An 18,080-nucleotide genomic window follows, 5' to 3' on the forward strand; every position below is an offset into this window, starting at 1 on the left:
GCTCGCGCTGACGCTCAGCTCTTGCGCTTCGATGTCACGAGGCGCAGCGCGATGCCGTGCTGCCAGGCCCGCACCCGCACCGCCGCTTCGCTGCGATTGAGGGCGAGCGCGATCTCGTCGGGCCGCCGGCCGGCTTCGGCCATGGCCTTCAACTGCTCATGCTCCTCCGCTGTCCACTTCTTCAGCAACGGATAGCGTGATTGCATGATCGGAGCTGTTTCCCGCGTTCAAAGCAGGACAATCGGCCGCCGGACCTGAAGTTCCAAAGCGCGCAAAGCAAGGCCCGCGACGGATCGCTCCGCGCGGGCCTGCGCAGTCGATCGCTTGCGCGATCGCCCTCCTCAGTTCGACGTGCAGACCTTGACGGTCTTCATGCCGGCTTCGGCTTCCGAGCGCGTCTTGTACACGGTGTCACCGCTGACGACGGTGGTTTCCGTGGTGGTCGGCTTGGCTTCGGTGATGGTGCACTTCTTGGTCTTGACGTCCTGCACCACGTAGAAGGATTGCGCGAATGCGGGGGCCGCAAACGACGTCAGCACGGCGGCGGCAATGATCGTCTTGATATTCATTTTGTCCTCTCCTCCTCCAGCAGCCCGGTGTGCGGGCGTGTCATCTACAAACGACAAAAATTGCCACTTGTTCCCGATCGCTCCCGAACCAATGCCGTGGCCCGGCGTTGGTGCGCAAACAGGAGGTATCGATGCTGGATCTGCGGGTAGTCACGACGTCTACGGCCATGCTGATTGCGATGATGGCGGTCGCGCTGGCCGAGCCGGTCAAGAATCAGGCGCCCGTCGCAGGGCAAAGCGCCACGGAAGCCCGCCCCATCCGCGTCGTCCTTCCCGCGCCCTGGGAGCCCGCAACGCGCAGCCAGGGCGAGACGACGAACGCCTCGAAGTGACACGGCGCCGCTGCACCTTGTGGCGGTCCGAAACGCCGCACCGAACAACCGGGAAACATTAGCAACCTTTTCGACCGTCACTTGTTGTCGCCCGCACAATCACTTGCAGGAGACAACAAGATGAAACGTTCAACTCTGCTGGCCGCAACCTTGCTGCTGCTGGCTTCGGTGCCCGCAGGCGCCCAGTCGCAGCCGGCGCAAAGCGGACCGCAAAACAACGCGGTCAACAGCTCCGACCAGAACAACTCCAACAAGCCCGTTGCCGGCCGCAACAGCTTTACCGAAGGACAGGCGAAGTCGCGGATCGAGGACGCCGGCTACACCAACGTGTCCGGCCTGCAGAAGGACAATGAAGGCGTCTGGCGCGGCAAGGCCGACAAGGCCGGCACGAAGACCGACGTCAGCGTCGACTTCCAGGGCAACGTGAACCCGGCAGGCAAGAAGTAAGAATCAAGGAGCACATCACATGACCACCACCATCTCCCGCCTGTACGACAATTATTCCGACGCCGAGACGGCCGTGGCGCGGCTCGAGGCCGCCGGCGTGCCGCACTCGGACATCAGCCTCGTCGCCAACAATTCGGACAATTGGTACTCCTCATCGCGCGGCAGCGCCGGCGGCAAGGTCGACCGTGACCGCGACGGCACCGACGATCGCGCCGAGGGCGCGGGCGCAGGTGCCGGCATCGGCGCCGGTCTCGGCGGCGCGGCGGGCCTTCTGGCCGGCCTCGGCATGCTCGCCATTCCCGGCCTCGGGCCGGTCGTCGCGGCAGGCTGGCTCGCCTCGACCGCCGTCGGCGCGGCCGCTGGCGCTGCCACCGGCGGCATCGTCGGCGCACTGACCCAGGCAGGCGTGTCGAAGGAAGACGCCTCGCGCTACGCGGAAGGCGTTCGCCGCGGCGGCACGCTGGTCTCCGCGCGGGTCGCGGACACCGATCGCGCCCGGCTCGATGCACTGCTGCACGAGAGGTCCGTCAACCTTCAGGAGCGAAGCGCGGCCTGGCAGAAGTCCGGCTGGAACGATTTCGACGCGGCAAGCCCGCCGCTGTCGCCGGAAGACATCGGCCGCGAGCGCGAGCTCTACGGCGCGGGCACGCGGCGATAAGCCTTACCGGATCACAAGACAAAAGGCCCCGCGCTGCGGGGCCTTTTTTGCATCGAACGCCTGCCCAGGATTTTACAAGAGCTTACGCCCGCAGCCGTTCGACTTCGAACGAGAACTTCACCTGCATCAACGGACCGCAGACGTCGCGGACCTCGATCGCCATGTGTTGCTGGCCGGTGGCGGGCGGAAAGCTATGCACGGCATCGCGGGCCATGTCGGCGAGCGACTTGGCGGCTTCGGCCTGCACGGCGCGCAGGCTCGACAGCTCCAGGCCTTCTTCGTCGACGGCGAGAATGTCGCCTTCCAGCAAGTCGAAGAAATAACGCGGCATGACCGGCTCCGTCGTTCGGGGATGCAAGAGCACGGCGGCATCCATTCCAAGGATGAGCGCAGCAGATCACAAGCCCGGCCCGGGAACACGTCGGGCCGACTACGGTCCGTAATTGTGCGGGAAAGCTCAGGCCACGGCACCTTTGGTACGGTCATTCATCGCCTGCTCGACCTGATCCGCCAGCACCGTCAGATGATTCGAGATCCGCTCGAACAGCTCGCGCTTGGCCTGGTCGGTGGCGAGGTCGCGGATCAGGGCACATTCGGCGGCGTCCTTGCGCAGCTTCTCGAGCTGCGTCTGGTAATCCTGCATCACGCTTCTCCTGCTGCTGTTGCAGCCGTTTCGGCTGCACACGCGCTCACCGCCATATCTCTTCTTGGCAGGAATCGCAGCGGTAGATCAGGACCGACCTGTCGCGCTTCACGTCGAGCATGGAAGTTATATAGCGAGACGGCGTCTTGCAATTCGGACAGGTTGGTCCCGGCTGCGGGCGGCCGGGCACGAAATGCTCTGCTTCCCTTGGATCGCTCACGACTCAAATCTCTTAGTTCACCAATGCGGGTTCCTAAGTACCAAAGTGAACAATAGTTCCAATCACACGTGTTATCGCGGCTCGCTTGAAGTCAGCCCTGCGCCTGGCCGGTATCCTGCCGCATCTGCGCATCAAGGTCGTCGACAGTCCGGATTCGCTTCGCCCGGCGCGCCAGATCGAGGTAATTCTGGGCTATCTTGAGCAGCGTGTCCCGCGTTTCGGCAAACTCGCAGGCATCCGCCTTGGTGCGGAATTCTTCCGCCCGCATCAGCCAGTAGCGCGGAGGGTGCATCCGTTCGATGCCCATGCCTGATCCCTGTCTTGTTATCCGTTGCATTAATGGACGACCGGTCCAGCAGTTCCCGCGCCGATCATTTGAGTCAAATGCAACCGGCCGGATTCGGCAGGATGCAAGCTCTTCGCATCATGCTGGCACAGGCGCTTTCGTCGGACGCGGGAGCAAGCTGGAGATCGTCGATGTACTACATCGCCGCTGCATTGCTGGGACTGTCGGGACTGTTCTACTCAGCGGGCCGCCATGAGCTGGGACAGTTCGGCGCGGACGTCTGCAAATATGGCAGCACGTTCTGCGACAATCCGGTGCTCGTCTTCACCGGCGCGGCGCTGGCCGCCGCTTGGGGCATGTTCGTCAGCGTGAAGTAGGCTGGGACTGCCGGCGGGCCTGCATGGCCACCGCTGGCGATGATGTCCTTATACAACCGTTTTGCCCGACGGTCAACCACAATTTCGTATATTCCGAAACGCGTCAGATCGTGTCTTGGGAACTTTCGTTCCGTCGCTAGCATTTGTTAGGGATATGCCGTTCTTTCCCGGACCGAGACTACGTCGATGAGCAAAAGCAAAAGCGCCCTCACGCCGACCAAATCCGCGCCGACGCTTTTGCAAAGACTGGGTCCGGGCCTGATCACCGGCGCGGCCGATGACGATCCCTCGGGCATCGCCACCTATTCGCAGGCCGGCGCGCAATTCGGCTTCGGGCTGCTGTGGACGGTATTTCTGACCACGCCGTTCATGATCGCGATCCAGCTCGTGAGCGCGCAGATCGGCCGGGTCACCGGCAAGGGTCTCGCCGCCAACGTCATGCAGCTGGCGCCGCGCTGGGCGGTGCTCGCGCTCGTGTCCATGCTCGTCATCGCCAACACGTTCAACATCGCCGCCGACATCGCCGCAATGGCGGAGGCGCTCTCGCTCGTGATCGGCGGGCTCCATCACGAACACGCGCTGATCTTCGCGGCCGGCTCCACCCTGCTCCAGATCTTCCTGCCCTATCGCCGCTATTCGCCAGTGCTGAAATTCCTCACGCTGGCGCTGTTCGCCTATGTCGCAACCGCCTTCACCGTGCAGATCCCGTGGAGCAAGGCGCTGCTCGCAGCGGTATGGCCCACGCCGAATGTCAGCGCCGATTATTTCCTGATGGTCGTCGCCGTGCTCGGCACCACCATCAGTCCCTACCTGTTCTTCTGGCAGGCCTCGCAGGAAGTCGAGGAGATGAACCAGGGCAAGCGCGACAAGCCGCTGCGCGATCTGCCGAGCGGCGGCCACCACGAGCTCGACCGCATCAAGGTCGACACCATCTTCGGCATGCTGCTGTCCAACGGCATCGCCTTCTTCATCATCCTGACCACCGCCTCGGTGCTCAATGCCAACGGCGTCACCAAGATCAATTCGGCGACGGAAGCCGCCGAAGCGCTGCGGCCGCTCGCCGGCGATTTCACCTTCGCGCTGTTCGCGCTCGGCATCATCGGCACGGGCCTTCTGGCGATCCCGGTGCTGGCGGGCTCGGCGGCTTACGGCGTCGCCGAGATCTTCGGCTGGCGCGCCACGCTGGAGGCCAAGCCCGAAAAGGCGGCCGGCTTCTATACGATCATCGCGGCCGCGACCATCATCGGCTTCGGCCTCGGCTTCACCGGGATCGATTCGATTCACATGCTGGTGTGGAGCGCCGTGCTCAACGGCATCGTCGCCGTCCCGATCATGGCGATGATGATGGTTATCGTCTCGAGCCGCGCCATCATGGGGCGCTTCAGGGCCCGCTCATGGCTCGTCGCGTTGGGCTGGCTCGGCACCGCGGTGATGGCGTTGGCCGTCCTAGCCCTGCTCGGCTCGTCCGTGATCGGCTGACCCTTACGATTTACGCGCGCCGCGCTACTGCACCCCTCGCGCGACGTGCTGATCGGCGGTCAGTACCTGATCGGAAATGGCGGCTCCGCCCATCGTGAGCAGCGCCAGAATCGAGATCATGGCCAGAAATTTCATGGCGAGATCGTCGGTCCCGATTGTGGCCAAAAAACGTGGGATTGGGCCTGCTGTCCCCACCGGAAACTACGGGGTTTGCGGCAAAACGGGCTGCTTTTGGCGACACCTCGTCGGGCTTCACGGCGGCCAAGCCTTGGCTTAACAATGCGGACTGGGACCGAGCTCGCGAGCGGACCGACAAGAACAACAAGCAGGGGCCAGGGAGCGCCATGACCACATCATCGAAAGCAACACGTCTCGAGATCCTCGCCTGCGACGCTGGCTGGCGAAACTACCACTTCGTCAAGCTGACGACGGAAGACGGCATCGTCGGCTGGAGCGAGTTCGACGAGGGCTTTGGCTCGCCCGGCGTCGGCGCTGCGATCCAGCGCCTGTCCGCCCGCGTCATCGGCCAGAACGTCTTCCAGCACGAACGCATCCATGCCGAACTGTTCGCGGCGACGCGGCCCGCCGCCGGCGGCGTGGTGGCGCAGGCCCTCGGCGCCATCGAGAATGCACTGCTCGATGCCAAGGCGAAGTGTCTCGGCGTGCCCTGCTATGAACTGCTGGGCGGCAAGATCCGCGACCGGGTCAGAGTCTACTGGTCGCATTGCGCGACGTGGCGGATCAATCACCCCTCCTGGTACAAGCCGCCGATCGAGAGCCTCGATGGCGTCAAGGCGATGGGCCGCGAGGTCCGCGAGAAGAAATTCACCGCACTCAAGACCAACATCTTCTCCTACGACGGCGGCAAGCCGAACGGCTGGCGCCCGGGCTTCGGTTCACCCTTCGCGCCCGAGATCAACGTCGATCGCAAGATCCTGCGCGACCTGCGCATGCATCTGGAAGCGATCCGTGACGGCGCCGGCCCTGACGTGGATATCCTGCTCGACTGCAATTTCAACGCCAAGACCGAAGGCTATCTGAAGATCCTGCGCACCATCGCGGACCTCGACATGTTCTGGATCGAGATCGACAGCTTCAATCCGGAGGCGCTGGGCTATATCCGCCGGCAGAGCCCGCACCCGATCTCCTCCTGCGAGACGCTGCTCGGCTTGCGTGAATTCCTGCCCTATTTCCATGAGCAGGCGATGGATGTCGCGATCATCGATACGCCCTGGAATGGCGTTTGGCAGTCCATGAAGATCGCCAATGCCGCCGAGGCGTTCGAGGTCAACGTCGCACCGCATAATTTCTACGGCCATCTCTGTTCTATGATGAACGCGCATTTCTGCGCCGCGGTGCCGAACTTGCGCATCATGGAGATCGATATCGACCGCCTCGCCTGGGACCACGAGCTCTTCACGCACGAGCCGGAGATCCAGAACGGTCATCTGGTCGTGCCTGACCGCCCAGGCTGGGGCACCGAACCCAACGAGGAGGCCTTGCGCGCACATCCACCGAAGACCAGCGGCGGATTGCTCAATTACGGGCGTAAAAGCTGACGAGAGTTCGCTGGCGCGCGAGAGCTAAGGCGTCACGGGATTGATGAGCGGCGACGTCTTCGGCCGCGCCGGCTCGAGCGGCGACTTCGGCTCGGTCGGGAGCACCGCGGCACCTGCGGCGCGCGCCGCCTCTCCCGTGGTTGCGTACATCGCGAGATGAGCCGGCTGGGTCTTGGCTCGGCTCCAAGGGCCGTGGTCGACGATCAGCATCGCTGCGATCGTCACCGCCGCAATGATGAGCGCGATCACGCCGGGATGGCGAAGCGCACTGGACATGGAATTCGCGAAACGACCACTTGTCATCGAAGCATCCGCTATTTTCCTATCACAGGTTAATGCAGATCACGGCTCTCGGGTTCCCGCTCGATCGGGGTTCCGGCCGGCAAGGCCGGGGCGGAGGCGGGCCACCGCCGGTCGCAATCAAGTCCAGTTTATCGGCAAACCTCCGTCATCAATCCGAGATAGCTTCGTCGTCGAAGCGCGGGCTGCCGTGCTTCGCCAGTGATATCCCCTGTGCTTCCGCTGATGAATGGAATTTGCCATGCGCCGTTTGCCCAACGATACGATCGCCCTGTCCATCCCGGAAATGAGCTTCGAAACCCTGTTCGGCGATCCCGATTTTCCGGCCAATGCGCATGGCGGCAACGACACCATTACGGTCGACGTCGACAGCATGACGTCCCTCATTCTCGTGGGCGATACAGCGGTCCTGCTGGATCGCTCCCAGGGCGGCAACGACACACTCAGGGTGAACATCGAGGGCTCGCTGAACACCGTCATCGTCCACGGCGATGCTCAATCCATGTCCGGCCATGCCAGGGGCGGCAACGACACGGTGATCGGCGACAGTGAAAATTCGATTTGGAACGGCTTCACACTCTATGGCGACGCCGGGGGTGACATGTCTGATCACGTGCAGGGCGGCAACGACACCGTCATCGGCGTCTTCGGCGGCCGGTCATTGAACACGCTGGTCGGCGATGGTGGGGCCATGTCCGGGGATACCCGTGGCGGCAATGATACGCTGCTCGCTCTCCAGACCGGTCTGACTGGCTCGGCAGTTCTCTACGGCGATGCCGGCGGCCTAACCGATCACGCGCGCGGCGGCAACGACAACCTCATCTTCACGATCGGGAACGAAGCGCAGACCGGAGGCGGAAACCTGTACGGCGATGCGCATGAGCTCTCAGGAGATGCGCGTGGTGGAAACGATACCCTGACCGTCGTCGATCTCCACGGCAACCTCCACTACTATTCCTTCCTGATGGTCGGCGATGCCTTTTCCATGTCCGGCAACGCGGAGGGCGGCAACGACGTCCTCACGGGCGGAACGTACGCCGACATTCTGGTTGGTGACGCCCGGCACTACTATCCCGCCGCGCCGGGTTCGATCACGGGCGGCAGGGACGTCCTGAACGGCAAAGGCGGTAATGACGAGATGTGGGGCGGACCGAACAGCGACATCTTCGCGTTCGACAAGGGCTCGGGCCAGGATCTGATCCAGGATTTCGGTCAGGGCAACAGCGTCGTCGGCAGCACGGCGGCGGAGCACGATCTGATCGACGTCCAGGACTACGGCTTTGCGGATTGGACTGCGCTGGAGAGCCTGATCAGCGACGACGGCGCGGGCAATGCGGTCATCCACCTGACGGCCAGCGATACGATAACGCTGCAGGGCGTCCAAACGGCAGACCTGCATGCGACGGACTTTATCGTCTAAAGGCGTCGGTCACCTACACAAGCCAATGATGCGGCAGATGGTGCTCAGCGGCGTTTGGGTGGTCAAAGGCGCTTTGCGCGGCGTGTGAAGGGCCGATCAAGTCTGCTGCCAGATCCTGCGCCAGTCCATGATCTCCGGCATCGTGCCGACCATGTTCGAATGTGTCGGGTCCGTGGCCAACTCCAGCATCATCTGAATGTTTGGGTTCTGCCGGATCATTCCTGAAATGAAAGGACTCCCGGGGCTCGGACGCAGCTGCCTTTTGTGCGGGAGCGGCGTCAGCGGCAACTCGATCGGTGCGGTCAGCCTTTTGGCTCGACCCCGCGTGCTCGTTCCCAGAGGCGCTTGAATGTGCCTCGTGCAAGTCACGCTGCGATTGCTCTGAATCGACATGGCTTCCGGGTCCATTTCCCTTCTCCTGCTGCTCGGCAGTGGCGGAAACGTCCTTGGAGGCGCGTAAATCGCGATGCAATTCTCCGGGATTGGATTCGTGTTCAGTTGAATCGTGCTCGGCCTGCTGCTTACCGGCAGCTGCGCCGTTCTCCGAAACGTGCAAATCACGCTGCGATTGGCCGTGATCGGACCCGTCTGCTGCGGTCACCTGTTGGTGCTCATCGTCATGGCTGGCGCCGTTGCCTGGCTTGGGCTTGGCTTCCGCCGTCTCTACGTCCGTCGCCTTTGCAAACCCCGGCTCCGCAGCGTGCTTCGCGTTGCCGTGGTCACTGTTGCCGCTCGTTGCGACGCTCTTGCCCGCTTCCGCTCCTTCTGCAGAAGTTGAATGGCTTGAATGACCATGATCCGCTCCGCCGGACTCTGCCGTCTTCGCTGCAGCAGGCGGGGTGTCCGCAGCCTGGACAGGGTGTTCATTGCCATGGCCCGCGCCGTTGTCCGGCTTCAGCTTTGTTTCAGCCGTTTCGGTGGCTGCCGCCTTCGCGGACCCCGGCTTCGCAGCATGCTGCGGGTGACCGTTCTCTGAGTTGCCGGTCTTTGCGTCGCTGTCCCCTGCTTCCGCTCCCTTGGCTGAAGCAGGGTGGCCCGAATCGCCGTGGTCTGCGGCGCCGGACTCTACGGTGGGCGGCGCGTCTGAAGCCTGAGAATAGTTCTCCTTGCCATGGCCGAACCCGTTGCCCGGTTTGGCCTTTGTGTCGGCCATCTCGTTCGCCGCCGCCTTCCCGGACCCTGGCTTCACAGCGTGCTGCGCGTGACCCCACTCCGTGTTGCCGGCATTTGAATCGCTCTCGCCTGCTCCCGCTTCCTTCTTAGAAGCCGAGAGGCTCGATTTGCTGTGACCGGCGCCCCTCGTCTCTGCTGCTGGCGGAGTCTCCGCAGCCTGTGATTGTTGCTCATTGCCATGGCCCGCGCCGTGACCCGGTTTGGCCTTTGTTTCGGGCGTCTCGGTCGCTTCCGGCTTTCCGGACCCCGGCTTCGCAGCGTGCTGCGCGTGACCGTCCTTTGTGTTGCCGGTCGTTGCGTTGCTCTCGCCTGCTTCCGCACCTTTGTTGGAAGCTGAATGGCCCGAATTGCTGTGTTCGATGCCCCCGGCCTTTGCCGTTTTCGCTGCCCCGGGTGGACTGTCGTGATGGTGCTCATTGCCATTCCCGACGCCGTTACCAGGTTTAGACTCCGTCTTCTCTGCGGCCGCGCCCTTTGCCTGTCCCCGGTCCGACGCGTGGTCCGAGTTACCGCGGCCGGCATTGCCGGCCGTGTCGAGGCCCGGTGGGACAATCTCCTTCTGCGTGGTCGAAGGAACACCGGCGTTCGGATTCGTCGGTCCATTCTTCGAGGTGAGAGTTTCGACGGCCGGAGGCGTTGATGATCCATAGGCTGTCACGCTGGACGCACCGGCACTCTCCTCCGCTGTGTCCGCCGAGTCGCGCCTGGCAGCGCTGGAATTTGCCGACGTGCCGAAGCCAGTTCGAACGTGTGGGACGTGGAAGTTCCAGCCGTCATCGGAGGAAACGTTCCAAAAGCCGGCCGCCTCAGGCAAGCTCTCGCTCGCATGACTGTCGTCGAGACTCAGCCCAGTCTCATCGGTTGAGATCGCCGTTATCAGCGCTTGTTCGAGCTGCTCCAAGGTGACCGCGACGGCAACGCCTTCCGAGGGGTGAGTGCCGCCGGACTCTGCGACAGCTACAATTCCCTGCAGATGGAATTCCAGCAGGCCGTGATCTCCGACATCAAGGGCACGATCGGTCGGGTTGACATAGACGATCGTTTGATTGGTTGCGGGATCGTAGATCCAGGCAAGGGTGTGCGGCGGGATGGATTTGGCTGCCGCCGTCAGATGCAGCCAGGCAAGCGCCCCGAAAGCTGCAAGATTGAGCCTGTCCGGCCCGGATGCGCCATCCGGGGCGGCATCGGAAAACCCAGACTTCGAAGCGATCGGAGCGCGATGGACAACGTCTTCAACGTTGCCTCCCATCAACTGGTCGCGGCCAGATCCGTCCGGTCCGGAATCGTGCCCAGCGTCCGATAGGCCGATAGACTTTTGGAGCGTATGACCCGCAGCGTCCGGGCCCGCCTGGACCTGGACGCCTTCTTGCGTGACGTTATTTGCAGGCACCACAAAGGAAGAATGGGGGCTGACATCGCGCGCAGGGAATTCCGGGGCCGACTTCTCTGCGTGGTTGGTGTCGACGTGCGTGATCGCGGCTAACGTGGTGGTCGCATTGTGTCCAATGTTGGCCAGGAGGTCGTCAATCGCTGCCTGACCCGACTCATGCGCCTGCGCGAGCTGCGGATCGTTCAAGGCGTAGATCAACGCACCGGCGATAGCGGCGAAGGTGCCATAGCCTCCATGAATCGACATCGAATTGGAAGCAAGCTGCGGGGTTTGATGTTCCGGCGCTACGCCTCCAATCCCTGTGGCGGCAATTGCCGCCAGAAGATGCGCAGGAAGATTGTTCGTGCCCGATCCGACCGCACCACCCTCTTTCCAAAATTTCGAGCCCAGCAGTTGCTCAGCCGCGCGGAGCGCTTCCGTTGCCGCCGCAGGGTCCGTCGCCTGGACTGCCTTGGCAAGCAAGTCCTTCTCCGTGGACGCGGGCGCCTCGCCGGATTTTGAGACGATAAGATGCTGGAGAATGGCCTTCTTCCAGACCTCATATCCGGCGTGCTCGTCCCTCTGGCCGGGGCCATGGCCATGCCCAAGCATGTCGTTTGCGTCCGCGGCCTTGAGTTCGTCGGCAATTGCGAACGCCAGAAAGGCCACAGCGAGCGCGCTGAAGCCCGAAGTGCGTTGCAACAACGAGATGGTCGCAAGCACGGTTCTGTTGGTGATTTCGAGCTTCTGAAAGATATTATACAGGTGGACTTTGACGGTTCCGTGGGAAAGATCGAGCGTCCGCGCGATCTCCTTGTTCGACATTCCCTCCGAGACCAGCCGGACGATCTGACGTTCCCGAGGCGTCAACAGCTCCAGCATCTTTTCGATCTTGCCGTCGCGGTCAGCCTCCTTGCCGGTCGGCGAGAGATCGGATTGCTCCAGCGACACACCGCTTTTCGCCATCAGCCGCAGTGATCGCAGCATGGTGCCGGGGGCAACATACTTCGAAATCGCGCTGCAGGCCCCGGTGGCAATCGCTGCGGCCAGAGCGTGGTTGGTGTCGGATTCCGTAAAGAACACCAGGCGCGTGGAAAGCTTCTCGGCTTTCGTAATCGCGAGGATATCGGAGGCCGTCAGGTCCGGCAGGGTATCGGCTATAAGCGCGACGTCGGGCGACAAGTCCCGAATGGCATGGAGGCAGCTTGTCCCATCGCTGGTCGACGCGACAACATCGAAGTCCTGCAGTGTCCCGAGGATCGACCTCAGTCCCTGCAGGACGACCGGTTGCCGGTCAGAGAGCACAAGCCGGATCGGTTTGAGGATCCCCTGCTTGGCGGATGCGTCCAACATCGAGTTTGCCTCGGCCCGGTTTCTAAGTCCTTCGGCATATGGCCGTGGCCGGGTGGGATAATAAAATACAATCGGTCGATTTGGTTCCTCTGGCTTGGAGCAGTTTGGACGGTAGCAAGTGACAAATATCCCCTATGACCCGATGGCCGTTGCGGTCGACTGGCTTGATGCCTATCGCGCCGGCGATATCGAAGCGATCCTGGACCTTCATGCCGACGATGCCGTGGTGCACTTCGGTTGCTGCGGCGTCCAAACCATCACCGGCCGCGCGGCGCTTCGTGCCTATTGGACCGATCGCCTCCAAAAATATCCGGCAGGCACCTTGGACGATCTCAACCCTTCGGACCGCGGAACCGTGATTTCGTACGCCACCAGCACGGGCGTGATGAGTGCGCTTATGGCGTTTGACGCTGCCGGGAGGATCAAGGTGCTGGACTGCAGCCCCTTGCGCTAGGGCACGATCCCGAAAAGAGCGGTTCTCCGACAGGATCGTGCTCCAACAACAACCAAAGGCGCGGTGACGATGCACTGTGATTTCGTCGCGCTCAAGGCCTCTGGGCGCGATCCGGTGCAGGCAGGCGATCCGAACCAGGCGAGTTTTCGGCATCGCTTTCGCGCGCTGCCCGTCTCCTAACCGTCCAGCCGAGGCGACTGGCCTCATGCTTTTCCGTCTAAACTCGCTTTTAGAATGTCCAGCCCAACCTTACTCAGGCGCATGCGGATGGTTGCGGGCACAGCGATCGTGACGGCTGTCTGTGGTTCGTCCTCTATCAGTTCGTTCGCGAGCAGTTTCCAGAGCATGCGAGGCGAGACGCCATTGCGTTCGCACTTCCATGCGCTACCGTTCGGCCCATAAATGCGAAACACTTTCTGGTCATTCGTCGCGATCATCGCGCGACGAACCGCAGGCGTGACGTTGAATCTCTTGGGCTCCGAGTACCTCATCCGGAGCAAGAAAGGAGATGCCGGTTAGCTTGCGTTGATTTAAGTCAAAACGACCGTTTCGGGTCAAAAGGCGGCCCAGGGTAGCCGGCATGATTTGCGAGGCCGCTCTCGCCAATGGGTTCATTTTCGTAGCAGAAGCCCAAGGTCGCGAGCGGTGCGCTTGATAGACCCCACATGTCTTCGAAGCTTTTTGGCTATTTCCGCTGACTTGGCGCGATGTTTGACCATCTTGATCAGGAGCCGAAGCTCGGCTTCCGACCATTCTTTGGCTTTCGGGTCTCGCATCGCGCCTCCGATTCGCGTTCCCACAATAACAAAAAGCAATTCGATTCGCGCTCCCGTAGATTTGCGGCCTGCCCACAACCATGTACGCGGCGGGCCGAGAGCCAGCAGCAGAGATCGGCGTTTGGGATTTGAAGAGGCCAGCAATGAGGCGGCCCCTTACTGGAGGAGTTAGTGAAGAGCTATGAATGCCGCACGCCGAAACGCCATGCCTGTTTCGCTGTTTCGGTTGCTTGATTCAGATCAAACCTCGCGCAGATCACACACCAGGCCCTCTGCATCAGAAGATGCGGGGACGTCTGCAACGGGTCAACTCGGTAAGCTCAATCCGCCCGACGTTTTCGCGGGTCCGCCAGCCGCCTGCCGCTTCACTCGCCCGGTGCAATCGCATTGCTCGGCGTCGGTCGGTCGGTGATCTGCTGACCGAACAGGCTCCCGATCAATTCGACCGCTGTGCGCGCGGTGCGGCCGCGCTCGTCCAGGAACGGGTTGAGCTCCACGATGTCGACCGACCCGACCACGCCGGAATCGTGCAGCAGTTCCATGATCAGATGCGCCTCCCGATAGGTCGCGCCACCCGGCACCGTGGTGCCCACGCCCGGCGCCACGGACGGATCGAGAAAATCGACGTCGAAGCTGACATGCAACACGCCGTTGCTTGCCTTCACCCGCTCGATGACGCGCCGGATCAGGACGGCAACGCCGAACTCGTCGATCTGGCGCATGTCGACGACCCGGATCCGACGCGCCCGCATCAGCTCCTTTTCGAGCTTGTCGATCGAACGCGCGCCGAACAGATCGAGCCTGTCAGGCGTGATCGAGGCACGCGGATCATCGCCCAGCAAACCATCGAGGCCGGGCTCACCGCACAGGAACGCCGCCGACATGCCATGCATGTTGGCCGTGATTGTCGTCTCCGGCGTGTTGTAGTCGGCATGGGCGTCGAGCCAGAGCACGAACAATTCACGGCCGCACTCCTGCCAGTGGCGCGCCATCGCATTGACCGAGCCCATCGACAGCGTGTGATCGCCGCCGAGGAAGATCGGCAGCGCGCCGGTTTTCGCGATCTCATAGCCTCTGCAGCTCAATAGGCGCGTCCAGCGCTGGATTTCGCGGTAATGATTGGCCTGCGCGGGCGGCTTGTCGGTGAAGTCCCGCATCTCGGCCACCGAAAGGTCGCCGTAATCGGCGACCTCGAAATCGAGGCTCTCGAGCAGTGTCGCAAGACCCGCGGTGCGTAGCGCCGCCGGTCCCATCAAGGTACCGCGCTGCGAAGCACCCATGTCGATGGGCGCTCCCAGCAAGGCGATGCGCCGGGTTCGATCCGTTACGGTCCGATCGGTCACGGCTGTCTCCTGACATCAGCAAAGCCACCGCCAGCCTAACAGAGATTCGCACCCGTCGTTTCCCGGGGAGATCCGCCGTCGCAGTATCAGTCCGGAACAAAATGCCGCGCGCTGAATTGCCCATCCAAGGCCGGCACCCGCCGTAAAACCAACGGCGCCTGTCGCGGATAGCCAAAGGTCGTCAGACCCGCTGTTCAAAACGAGCGCTCGCGCGGATAGCCAAAGGTGTCGGCCTCCATCCTCATGCTTGGAGGTCGCGCTTGAGCACCGAGATACCGCAGTCCAATCATCAACCCGGCGTGGCTGAGCGCGCCATCGACGCAGCGACGGATGTGTCGCGGACGGTCGGTGAAGTTGCTGGAGGCCTGCATGCAGCGGTCGATCGGCTGACCTCAGCGATCGAGGAAGCGCGAAAGCCGGGCCGGCCGCTCGCAACCGTCGCAGCGATCACGCGCGAAGCGCCGCTCGCCAGCCTGTTCGTCGCTTTCCTGTTCGGGGTCGCAGTCGCGCGCCGCCGTTGAGCCGGCTGCTCAGGCCGCGCTGACGGCTTCGAGCTCGACCGTCAGGAACTGCTTCTCGAATGCCTCTGCCGGCATCGGGCGGCCGAAGAAATATCCCTGCCCTTCCTCGCATCCCATGCTCACCAGGAAGTCGGCCGTGGCGCGGTCCTCGATGCCTTCGGCTACCACCGTGAGGCCGAGCTGCTTGCTGAGCCCGATGGTGGAGCCGACAATCGCGGCATCGTCGGAGTTCGCGAGCAGGCCGAACACGAACGACCGGTCGATCTTGAGCCCGTCGAGCGGAAACTTCTTCAGGTAGCTCAGGCTCGCATATCCCGTGCCGAAATCGTCGAACAGGACGCGGACACCCAGCTGCTGGATCCGCTTGAACATGTCGAGCACGCGGCTTTCGTCATGGAGCAGGATATCTTCGGTGACCTCGATCTCGAGCAGCGAGGGCGTAAGCCCCGTGGTGTCGAGCAGTGCCGCAACCGCATGCGCGAGATCGCCGGACTGAAGCTGGGAAGGCGAGAGATTGATCGCGACGCGCACGTCGTTGCCGGACAATTCCCAGGCACGCGCCTGACGGCAGGCGGTTTCCATCACCCAGTTCGCGACACGCTCGGACAGCGCAGAGCTGTTGACCACCGGCATGAACTCTGCAGGCGAAACATAGCCGCGCACGGGATGCCGCCAGCGGATGAGCGCTTCGGCGCCGATAAGGCTGCCGTCGACCAGGCGAATCTGGGGCTGGTAAAACAGTTCGAACTCGCCGCGATCGGCGGCAAGCGCCAATTCGCTCTCGAGCGCCAGGCGGCTTTCGAGCTCCTGCCTGATGGCGCTCTCGAAGATCACATGGCCGCCGCGCCGCGTCAGCTTCGCCTTGGTCAGCGCGAGGTGCGCGTTGCTCAAGAGGTCGTCCGCGTTGCGTCCGCCTTCGGGATAGACGGCAACGCCGAGGCTGATCCTGACCCGATGCTGCCGCGTGGCCGTTGCGAGAGGCGCCTCGAATGCGCGCGCAATCCGCTCGGCGAATTCGGCAGTCGGCTCGCCGATCTCCGCGCAATCGAGCGCGACGGCGTATTCGTCGCCGCTCAGGCGCGCCACGATCGCTCCTAGGCCAGCTTCGATCGTCAGACGCTCGGCCACCGCACGCAGCACGAGGTCGCCCGCGGCGTGGCCGAGCATGTTGTTGATTTGCTGGAAGCCGTCGAGTCCGAGCACGAGCAGCACGACGTTCGATGACCGCTGCTCCGCCGCAGTGATCAGACCAGTGAGCGAGGCATGCAGCACGTTGCGGTTGGCAAGGCCCGTCAGCGCATCATGTTCGGCCAGATATTTGACGCGTTCGGCCTCGCGCTTGCGCACCGAGATATCGCGGAGGATTGCCCCATATTGGAAGCCGTCCGTTCCCTGCCAGCCCGAGAAGCTCGCCTCGACGGGGAAGGTCTCGCCGTTCTTGCGTCGCCCTTCGAACTCGACGACGACGGCGCCGCCGGGAACCAGGAGCGCCTGGCGCGCTGCGTCATGCATGGATGGCCTCGCCTCGCCATCTGCCGGCGCGGCGCACAGCGTTTCGAACGGGCGACCGATCATCTCAGCCGGCATGTAGCCGAAGATGGCGCTTGCGCCGGGATTCCAGACCGTGATCCGGTGCTGTTCGTCGGTGCAGACAAGACCATCGCCCAGCGACATCGCGATGCGATGGAAGCGGCTCTCTGCGATGCGCCCCAGGAGGCCACGGAACTCGATCTCGTCCAGCGCGATCGCCGTCAGATAGGCGACGATCGCGATGTGAAACAGCGACGTGTCGATGACGAAGGGCCATCTCGCCTGCACCAGGACCGCGACCAGCTCGGCGGCCGTGCCGGCAGCAAGTAAGATCGCGACGCGCATGCCCGGCGCAAAGCGCCGCCATGAATAGATCATCAACAAGCAGATCGCGCCGAGGCCGAGCATCATGCCGGCGTCCGAGGTCCAGCGCAGCATCCGGTTCTGGAGGATCGATTCCACCGCGAGCGCCTGAAGCACGGGTCCCGCGACGATGCGGCCATTCGGAACGCTGAACCGGTCGCCAAGCTCCAGCGCCGTCGCCCCAACAACGATCTTCTTGTCTCTCAGCTTGTCCAGGGCCGCGGTATTGCCGCGCAACACGTCGACATAGGAGACGGTCGGAATGGAAGCCGCCCGAATGCCGAAGTCGATCAGGAAGGGCGGCCGCCGATTGGCGTCCTGCCCGGCGAGCACCACAGCCATCGAAGGCACGAAGGTATCGCCGAGCCTCTCGCTGACCGGATAACGGCGCACCAGCCCGTCGCGTTCGATCGCGACATTGACGACGGCCGGCCATGACTGATTGCTGAATGGCTTCAGCGGACGATTGATATGAGCTACGCCGCCATTCGGCGCGGGCTGCTTGAACGACGGCAGGATCGTCGAGCCACCGACCTCGCGCAGCGCCTTGACGAAAGCCTCGTCAGAAGCGGGATCCGAGGGCGAGCTGAAATCGACGTCGAAGGCAATGTCCTGCGCGCCGGCCGCTTCCAGCCTGTGGAGGAGCTCCGCGTGCAGCCGGCGAGGCCAGGGCCAGACGCCGATCTGCTCGATCGAGGGCGCGTCGATCGCGACCACGACGACATTGCCGCTGGCAGTACGCGATTGCCAGCCAAACCTGAGGTCGGTGATCGCATTGCGAAGCGCGCCGTGCCAGCCCGTGGACAGCACGACCGCGAGCGCGATCGCAACCAGAATATGCGGTCGGTAACGCTTCACCCGATCCTCCCCCGCACCCGATGCAACGGGTAAGCCGCTAAGGCACCGCC

General features: G+C 63.0%; 19 protein-coding genes. 9 read left to right on the plus strand and 10 right to left on the minus strand.

What is annotated here, in order from left to right:
- Positions 1-14 precede the first annotated feature (14 nt).
- Together BCCGELA001_RS26070 and BCCGELA001_RS26075 are read right to left on the minus strand one after the other, a co-directional pair.
- A complete protein-coding gene (locus BCCGELA001_RS26070; RefSeq protein ID WP_008555677.1) occupies positions 15-206 on the minus strand; it encodes a Myb-like DNA-binding domain-containing protein in 192 nt (63 codons plus the stop codon).
- 135 nt (positions 207-341) lie between these two features.
- Positions 342-569 (minus strand): hypothetical protein, encoded by a 228-nt coding sequence (locus BCCGELA001_RS26075; protein WP_008555679.1) that lies wholly within the window; start codon positions 567-569, stop codon positions 342-344.
- A gap of 131 nt (positions 570-700) precedes the next feature.
- Between BCCGELA001_RS26075 and BCCGELA001_RS26080 the strand changes: the two genes are divergently transcribed.
- The 3 genes from BCCGELA001_RS26080 (at position 701) to BCCGELA001_RS26090 (ending at position 2,006) form a co-directional block, all read left to right on the plus strand.
- Complete coding sequence (locus tag BCCGELA001_RS26080; RefSeq protein ID WP_060737838.1) at positions 701-901, plus strand: hypothetical protein; 201 nt, start codon at positions 701-703, stop codon at positions 899-901.
- A gap of 120 nt (positions 902-1,021) precedes the next feature.
- Positions 1,022-1,348 (plus strand): hypothetical protein, encoded by a 327-nt coding sequence (locus tag BCCGELA001_RS26085; protein WP_008555682.1) that lies wholly within the window; start codon positions 1,022-1,024, stop codon positions 1,346-1,348.
- A 19-nt stretch (positions 1,349-1,367) separates the two neighbouring features.
- Positions 1,368-2,006, plus strand: a complete 639-nt coding sequence (locus BCCGELA001_RS26090; protein WP_060736645.1) for a hypothetical protein — start codon at positions 1,368-1,370, stop codon at positions 2,004-2,006.
- A gap of 82 nt (positions 2,007-2,088) precedes the next feature.
- On the opposite strand, the gene BCCGELA001_RS26095 is transcribed toward BCCGELA001_RS26090, so the two are convergent.
- The 3 genes from BCCGELA001_RS26095 to BCCGELA001_RS26105 form a co-directional block, all read right to left on the minus strand.
- Positions 2,089-2,337, minus strand: coding sequence for a DUF6894 family protein (locus tag BCCGELA001_RS26095; RefSeq protein ID WP_060737839.1), 249 nt, complete (start codon positions 2,335-2,337; stop codon positions 2,089-2,091).
- A gap of 126 nt (positions 2,338-2,463) precedes the next feature.
- Positions 2,464-2,649 (minus strand): hypothetical protein, encoded by a 186-nt coding sequence (locus tag BCCGELA001_RS26100; RefSeq protein WP_008555696.1) that lies wholly within the window; start codon positions 2,647-2,649, stop codon positions 2,464-2,466.
- 311 nt (positions 2,650-2,960) lie between these two features.
- Positions 2,961-3,176, minus strand: coding sequence for a hypothetical protein (locus tag BCCGELA001_RS26105; RefSeq protein ID WP_008555699.1), 216 nt, complete (start codon positions 3,174-3,176; stop codon positions 2,961-2,963).
- Between the two features lie 170 nt (positions 3,177-3,346).
- On the opposite strand from BCCGELA001_RS26105, the gene BCCGELA001_RS26110 reads away from it, so the two are divergent.
- From BCCGELA001_RS26110 to BCCGELA001_RS26120, 3 genes are all read left to right on the plus strand, one after another.
- Positions 3,347-3,532, plus strand: a complete 186-nt coding sequence (locus BCCGELA001_RS26110; protein WP_008555701.1) for a hypothetical protein — start codon at positions 3,347-3,349, stop codon at positions 3,530-3,532.
- Between the two features lie 186 nt (positions 3,533-3,718).
- Complete coding sequence (locus BCCGELA001_RS26115; protein WP_060736646.1) at positions 3,719-5,011, plus strand: NRAMP family divalent metal transporter; 1,293 nt, start codon at positions 3,719-3,721, stop codon at positions 5,009-5,011.
- A gap of 344 nt (positions 5,012-5,355) precedes the next feature.
- Positions 5,356-6,570, plus strand: a complete 1,215-nt coding sequence (locus BCCGELA001_RS26120) for a mandelate racemase/muconate lactonizing enzyme family protein (protein WP_060736647.1) — start codon at positions 5,356-5,358, stop codon at positions 6,568-6,570.
- 24 nt (positions 6,571-6,594) lie between these two features.
- Here the strand turns inward: BCCGELA001_RS26120 and BCCGELA001_RS26125 are convergent, their stop codons facing one another.
- Positions 6,595-6,873 carry a hypothetical protein gene (locus BCCGELA001_RS26125; RefSeq protein ID WP_060736648.1) on the minus strand — a complete coding sequence of 93 codons (279 nt, stop codon included), beginning with the start codon at positions 6,871-6,873 and terminating at the stop codon, positions 6,595-6,597.
- 238 nt (positions 6,874-7,111) lie between these two features.
- Between BCCGELA001_RS26125 and BCCGELA001_RS26130 the strand changes: the two genes are divergently transcribed.
- Positions 7,112-8,290 (plus strand): hypothetical protein, encoded by a 1,179-nt coding sequence (locus BCCGELA001_RS26130; RefSeq protein ID WP_060737840.1) that lies wholly within the window; start codon positions 7,112-7,114, stop codon positions 8,288-8,290.
- A gap of 13 nt (positions 8,291-8,303) precedes the next feature.
- On the opposite strand, the gene BCCGELA001_RS26135 is transcribed toward BCCGELA001_RS26130, so the two are convergent.
- A complete protein-coding gene (locus BCCGELA001_RS26135; protein ID WP_008555734.1) occupies positions 8,304-12,185 on the minus strand; it encodes a response regulator transcription factor in 3,882 nt (1,293 codons plus the stop codon).
- Between the two features lie 142 nt (positions 12,186-12,327).
- Between BCCGELA001_RS26135 and BCCGELA001_RS26140 the strand changes: the two genes are divergently transcribed.
- A complete protein-coding gene (locus tag BCCGELA001_RS26140) occupies positions 12,328-12,639 on the plus strand; it encodes a nuclear transport factor 2 family protein (protein ID WP_008555737.1) in 312 nt (103 codons plus the stop codon).
- 203 nt (positions 12,640-12,842) lie between these two features.
- On the opposite strand, the gene BCCGELA001_RS26145 is transcribed toward BCCGELA001_RS26140, so the two are convergent.
- Positions 12,843-13,076 carry a hypothetical protein gene (locus BCCGELA001_RS26145; RefSeq protein WP_144441474.1) on the minus strand — a complete coding sequence of 78 codons (234 nt, stop codon included), beginning with the start codon at positions 13,074-13,076 and terminating at the stop codon, positions 12,843-12,845.
- A gap of 704 nt (positions 13,077-13,780) precedes the next feature.
- Entirely contained in the window at positions 13,781-14,758 is a 978-nt protein-coding gene (rocF, locus tag BCCGELA001_RS26150; protein ID WP_060736649.1) for an arginase, read from the minus strand.
- 260 nt (positions 14,759-15,018) lie between these two features.
- Here rocF and BCCGELA001_RS26155 point away from each other — a divergent pair, with 260 nt between their 5' ends.
- The gene (locus BCCGELA001_RS26155) at positions 15,019-15,279 is read left to right on the plus strand and encodes a hypothetical protein (RefSeq protein ID WP_008555749.1); all 261 of its coding nucleotides are present in this window, start codon (positions 15,019-15,021) and stop codon (positions 15,277-15,279) included.
- A gap of 9 nt (positions 15,280-15,288) precedes the next feature.
- Here BCCGELA001_RS26155 and BCCGELA001_RS26160 read toward each other — a convergent pair whose 3' ends face one another.
- Positions 15,289-18,030, minus strand: coding sequence for an EAL domain-containing protein (locus tag BCCGELA001_RS26160; RefSeq protein ID WP_008555751.1), 2,742 nt, complete (start codon positions 18,028-18,030; stop codon positions 15,289-15,291).
- Between the last annotated feature and the right edge of the window lie 50 nt (positions 18,031-18,080).

The organism is Bradyrhizobium sp. CCGE-LA001 (genome assembly GCF_000296215.2).
Taxonomy (GTDB): Bacteria; Pseudomonadota; Alphaproteobacteria; order Rhizobiales; family Xanthobacteraceae; genus Bradyrhizobium.

Coding starts and splice junctions, on each gene's coding strand:
- BCCGELA001_RS26090 (WP_060736645.1), top strand. CDS start 1,368: ATGACCACCACCATCTCCCGCCTGTACGACAATTATTCCGACGCCGAG.
- BCCGELA001_RS26145 (WP_144441474.1), bottom strand. CDS start 13,076: ATGATCGCGACGAATGACCAGAAAGTGTTTCGCATTTATGGGCCGAAC.
- BCCGELA001_RS26095 (WP_060737839.1), bottom strand. CDS start 2,337: ATGCCGCGTTATTTCTTCGACTTGCTGGAAGGCGACATTCTCGCCGTC.
- BCCGELA001_RS26120 (WP_060736647.1), top strand. CDS start 5,356: ATGACCACATCATCGAAAGCAACACGTCTCGAGATCCTCGCCTGCGAC.
- BCCGELA001_RS26135 (WP_008555734.1), bottom strand. CDS start 12,185: ATGTTGGACGCATCCGCCAAGCAGGGGATCCTCAAACCGATCCGGCTT.
- BCCGELA001_RS26115 (WP_060736646.1), top strand. CDS start 3,719: ATGAGCAAAAGCAAAAGCGCCCTCACGCCGACCAAATCCGCGCCGACG.
- BCCGELA001_RS26105 (WP_008555699.1), bottom strand. CDS start 3,176: ATGGGCATCGAACGGATGCACCCTCCGCGCTACTGGCTGATGCGGGCG.
- BCCGELA001_RS26100 (WP_008555696.1), bottom strand. CDS start 2,649: ATGCAGGATTACCAGACGCAGCTCGAGAAGCTGCGCAAGGACGCCGCC.
- BCCGELA001_RS26070 (WP_008555677.1), bottom strand. CDS start 206: ATGCAATCACGCTATCCGTTGCTGAAGAAGTGGACAGCGGAGGAGCAT.
- BCCGELA001_RS26075 (WP_008555679.1), bottom strand. CDS start 569: ATGAATATCAAGACGATCATTGCCGCCGCCGTGCTGACGTCGTTTGCG.
- BCCGELA001_RS26140 (WP_008555737.1), top strand. CDS start 12,328: ATGGCCGTTGCGGTCGACTGGCTTGATGCCTATCGCGCCGGCGATATC.
- BCCGELA001_RS26085 (WP_008555682.1), top strand. CDS start 1,022: ATGAAACGTTCAACTCTGCTGGCCGCAACCTTGCTGCTGCTGGCTTCG.
- BCCGELA001_RS26110 (WP_008555701.1), top strand. CDS start 3,347: ATGTACTACATCGCCGCTGCATTGCTGGGACTGTCGGGACTGTTCTAC.
- BCCGELA001_RS26080 (WP_060737838.1), top strand. CDS start 701: ATGCTGGATCTGCGGGTAGTCACGACGTCTACGGCCATGCTGATTGCG.
- BCCGELA001_RS26130 (WP_060737840.1), top strand. CDS start 7,112: ATGCGCCGTTTGCCCAACGATACGATCGCCCTGTCCATCCCGGAAATG.
- BCCGELA001_RS26125 (WP_060736648.1), bottom strand. CDS start 6,873: ATGACAAGTGGTCGTTTCGCGAATTCCATGTCCAGTGCGCTTCGCCAT.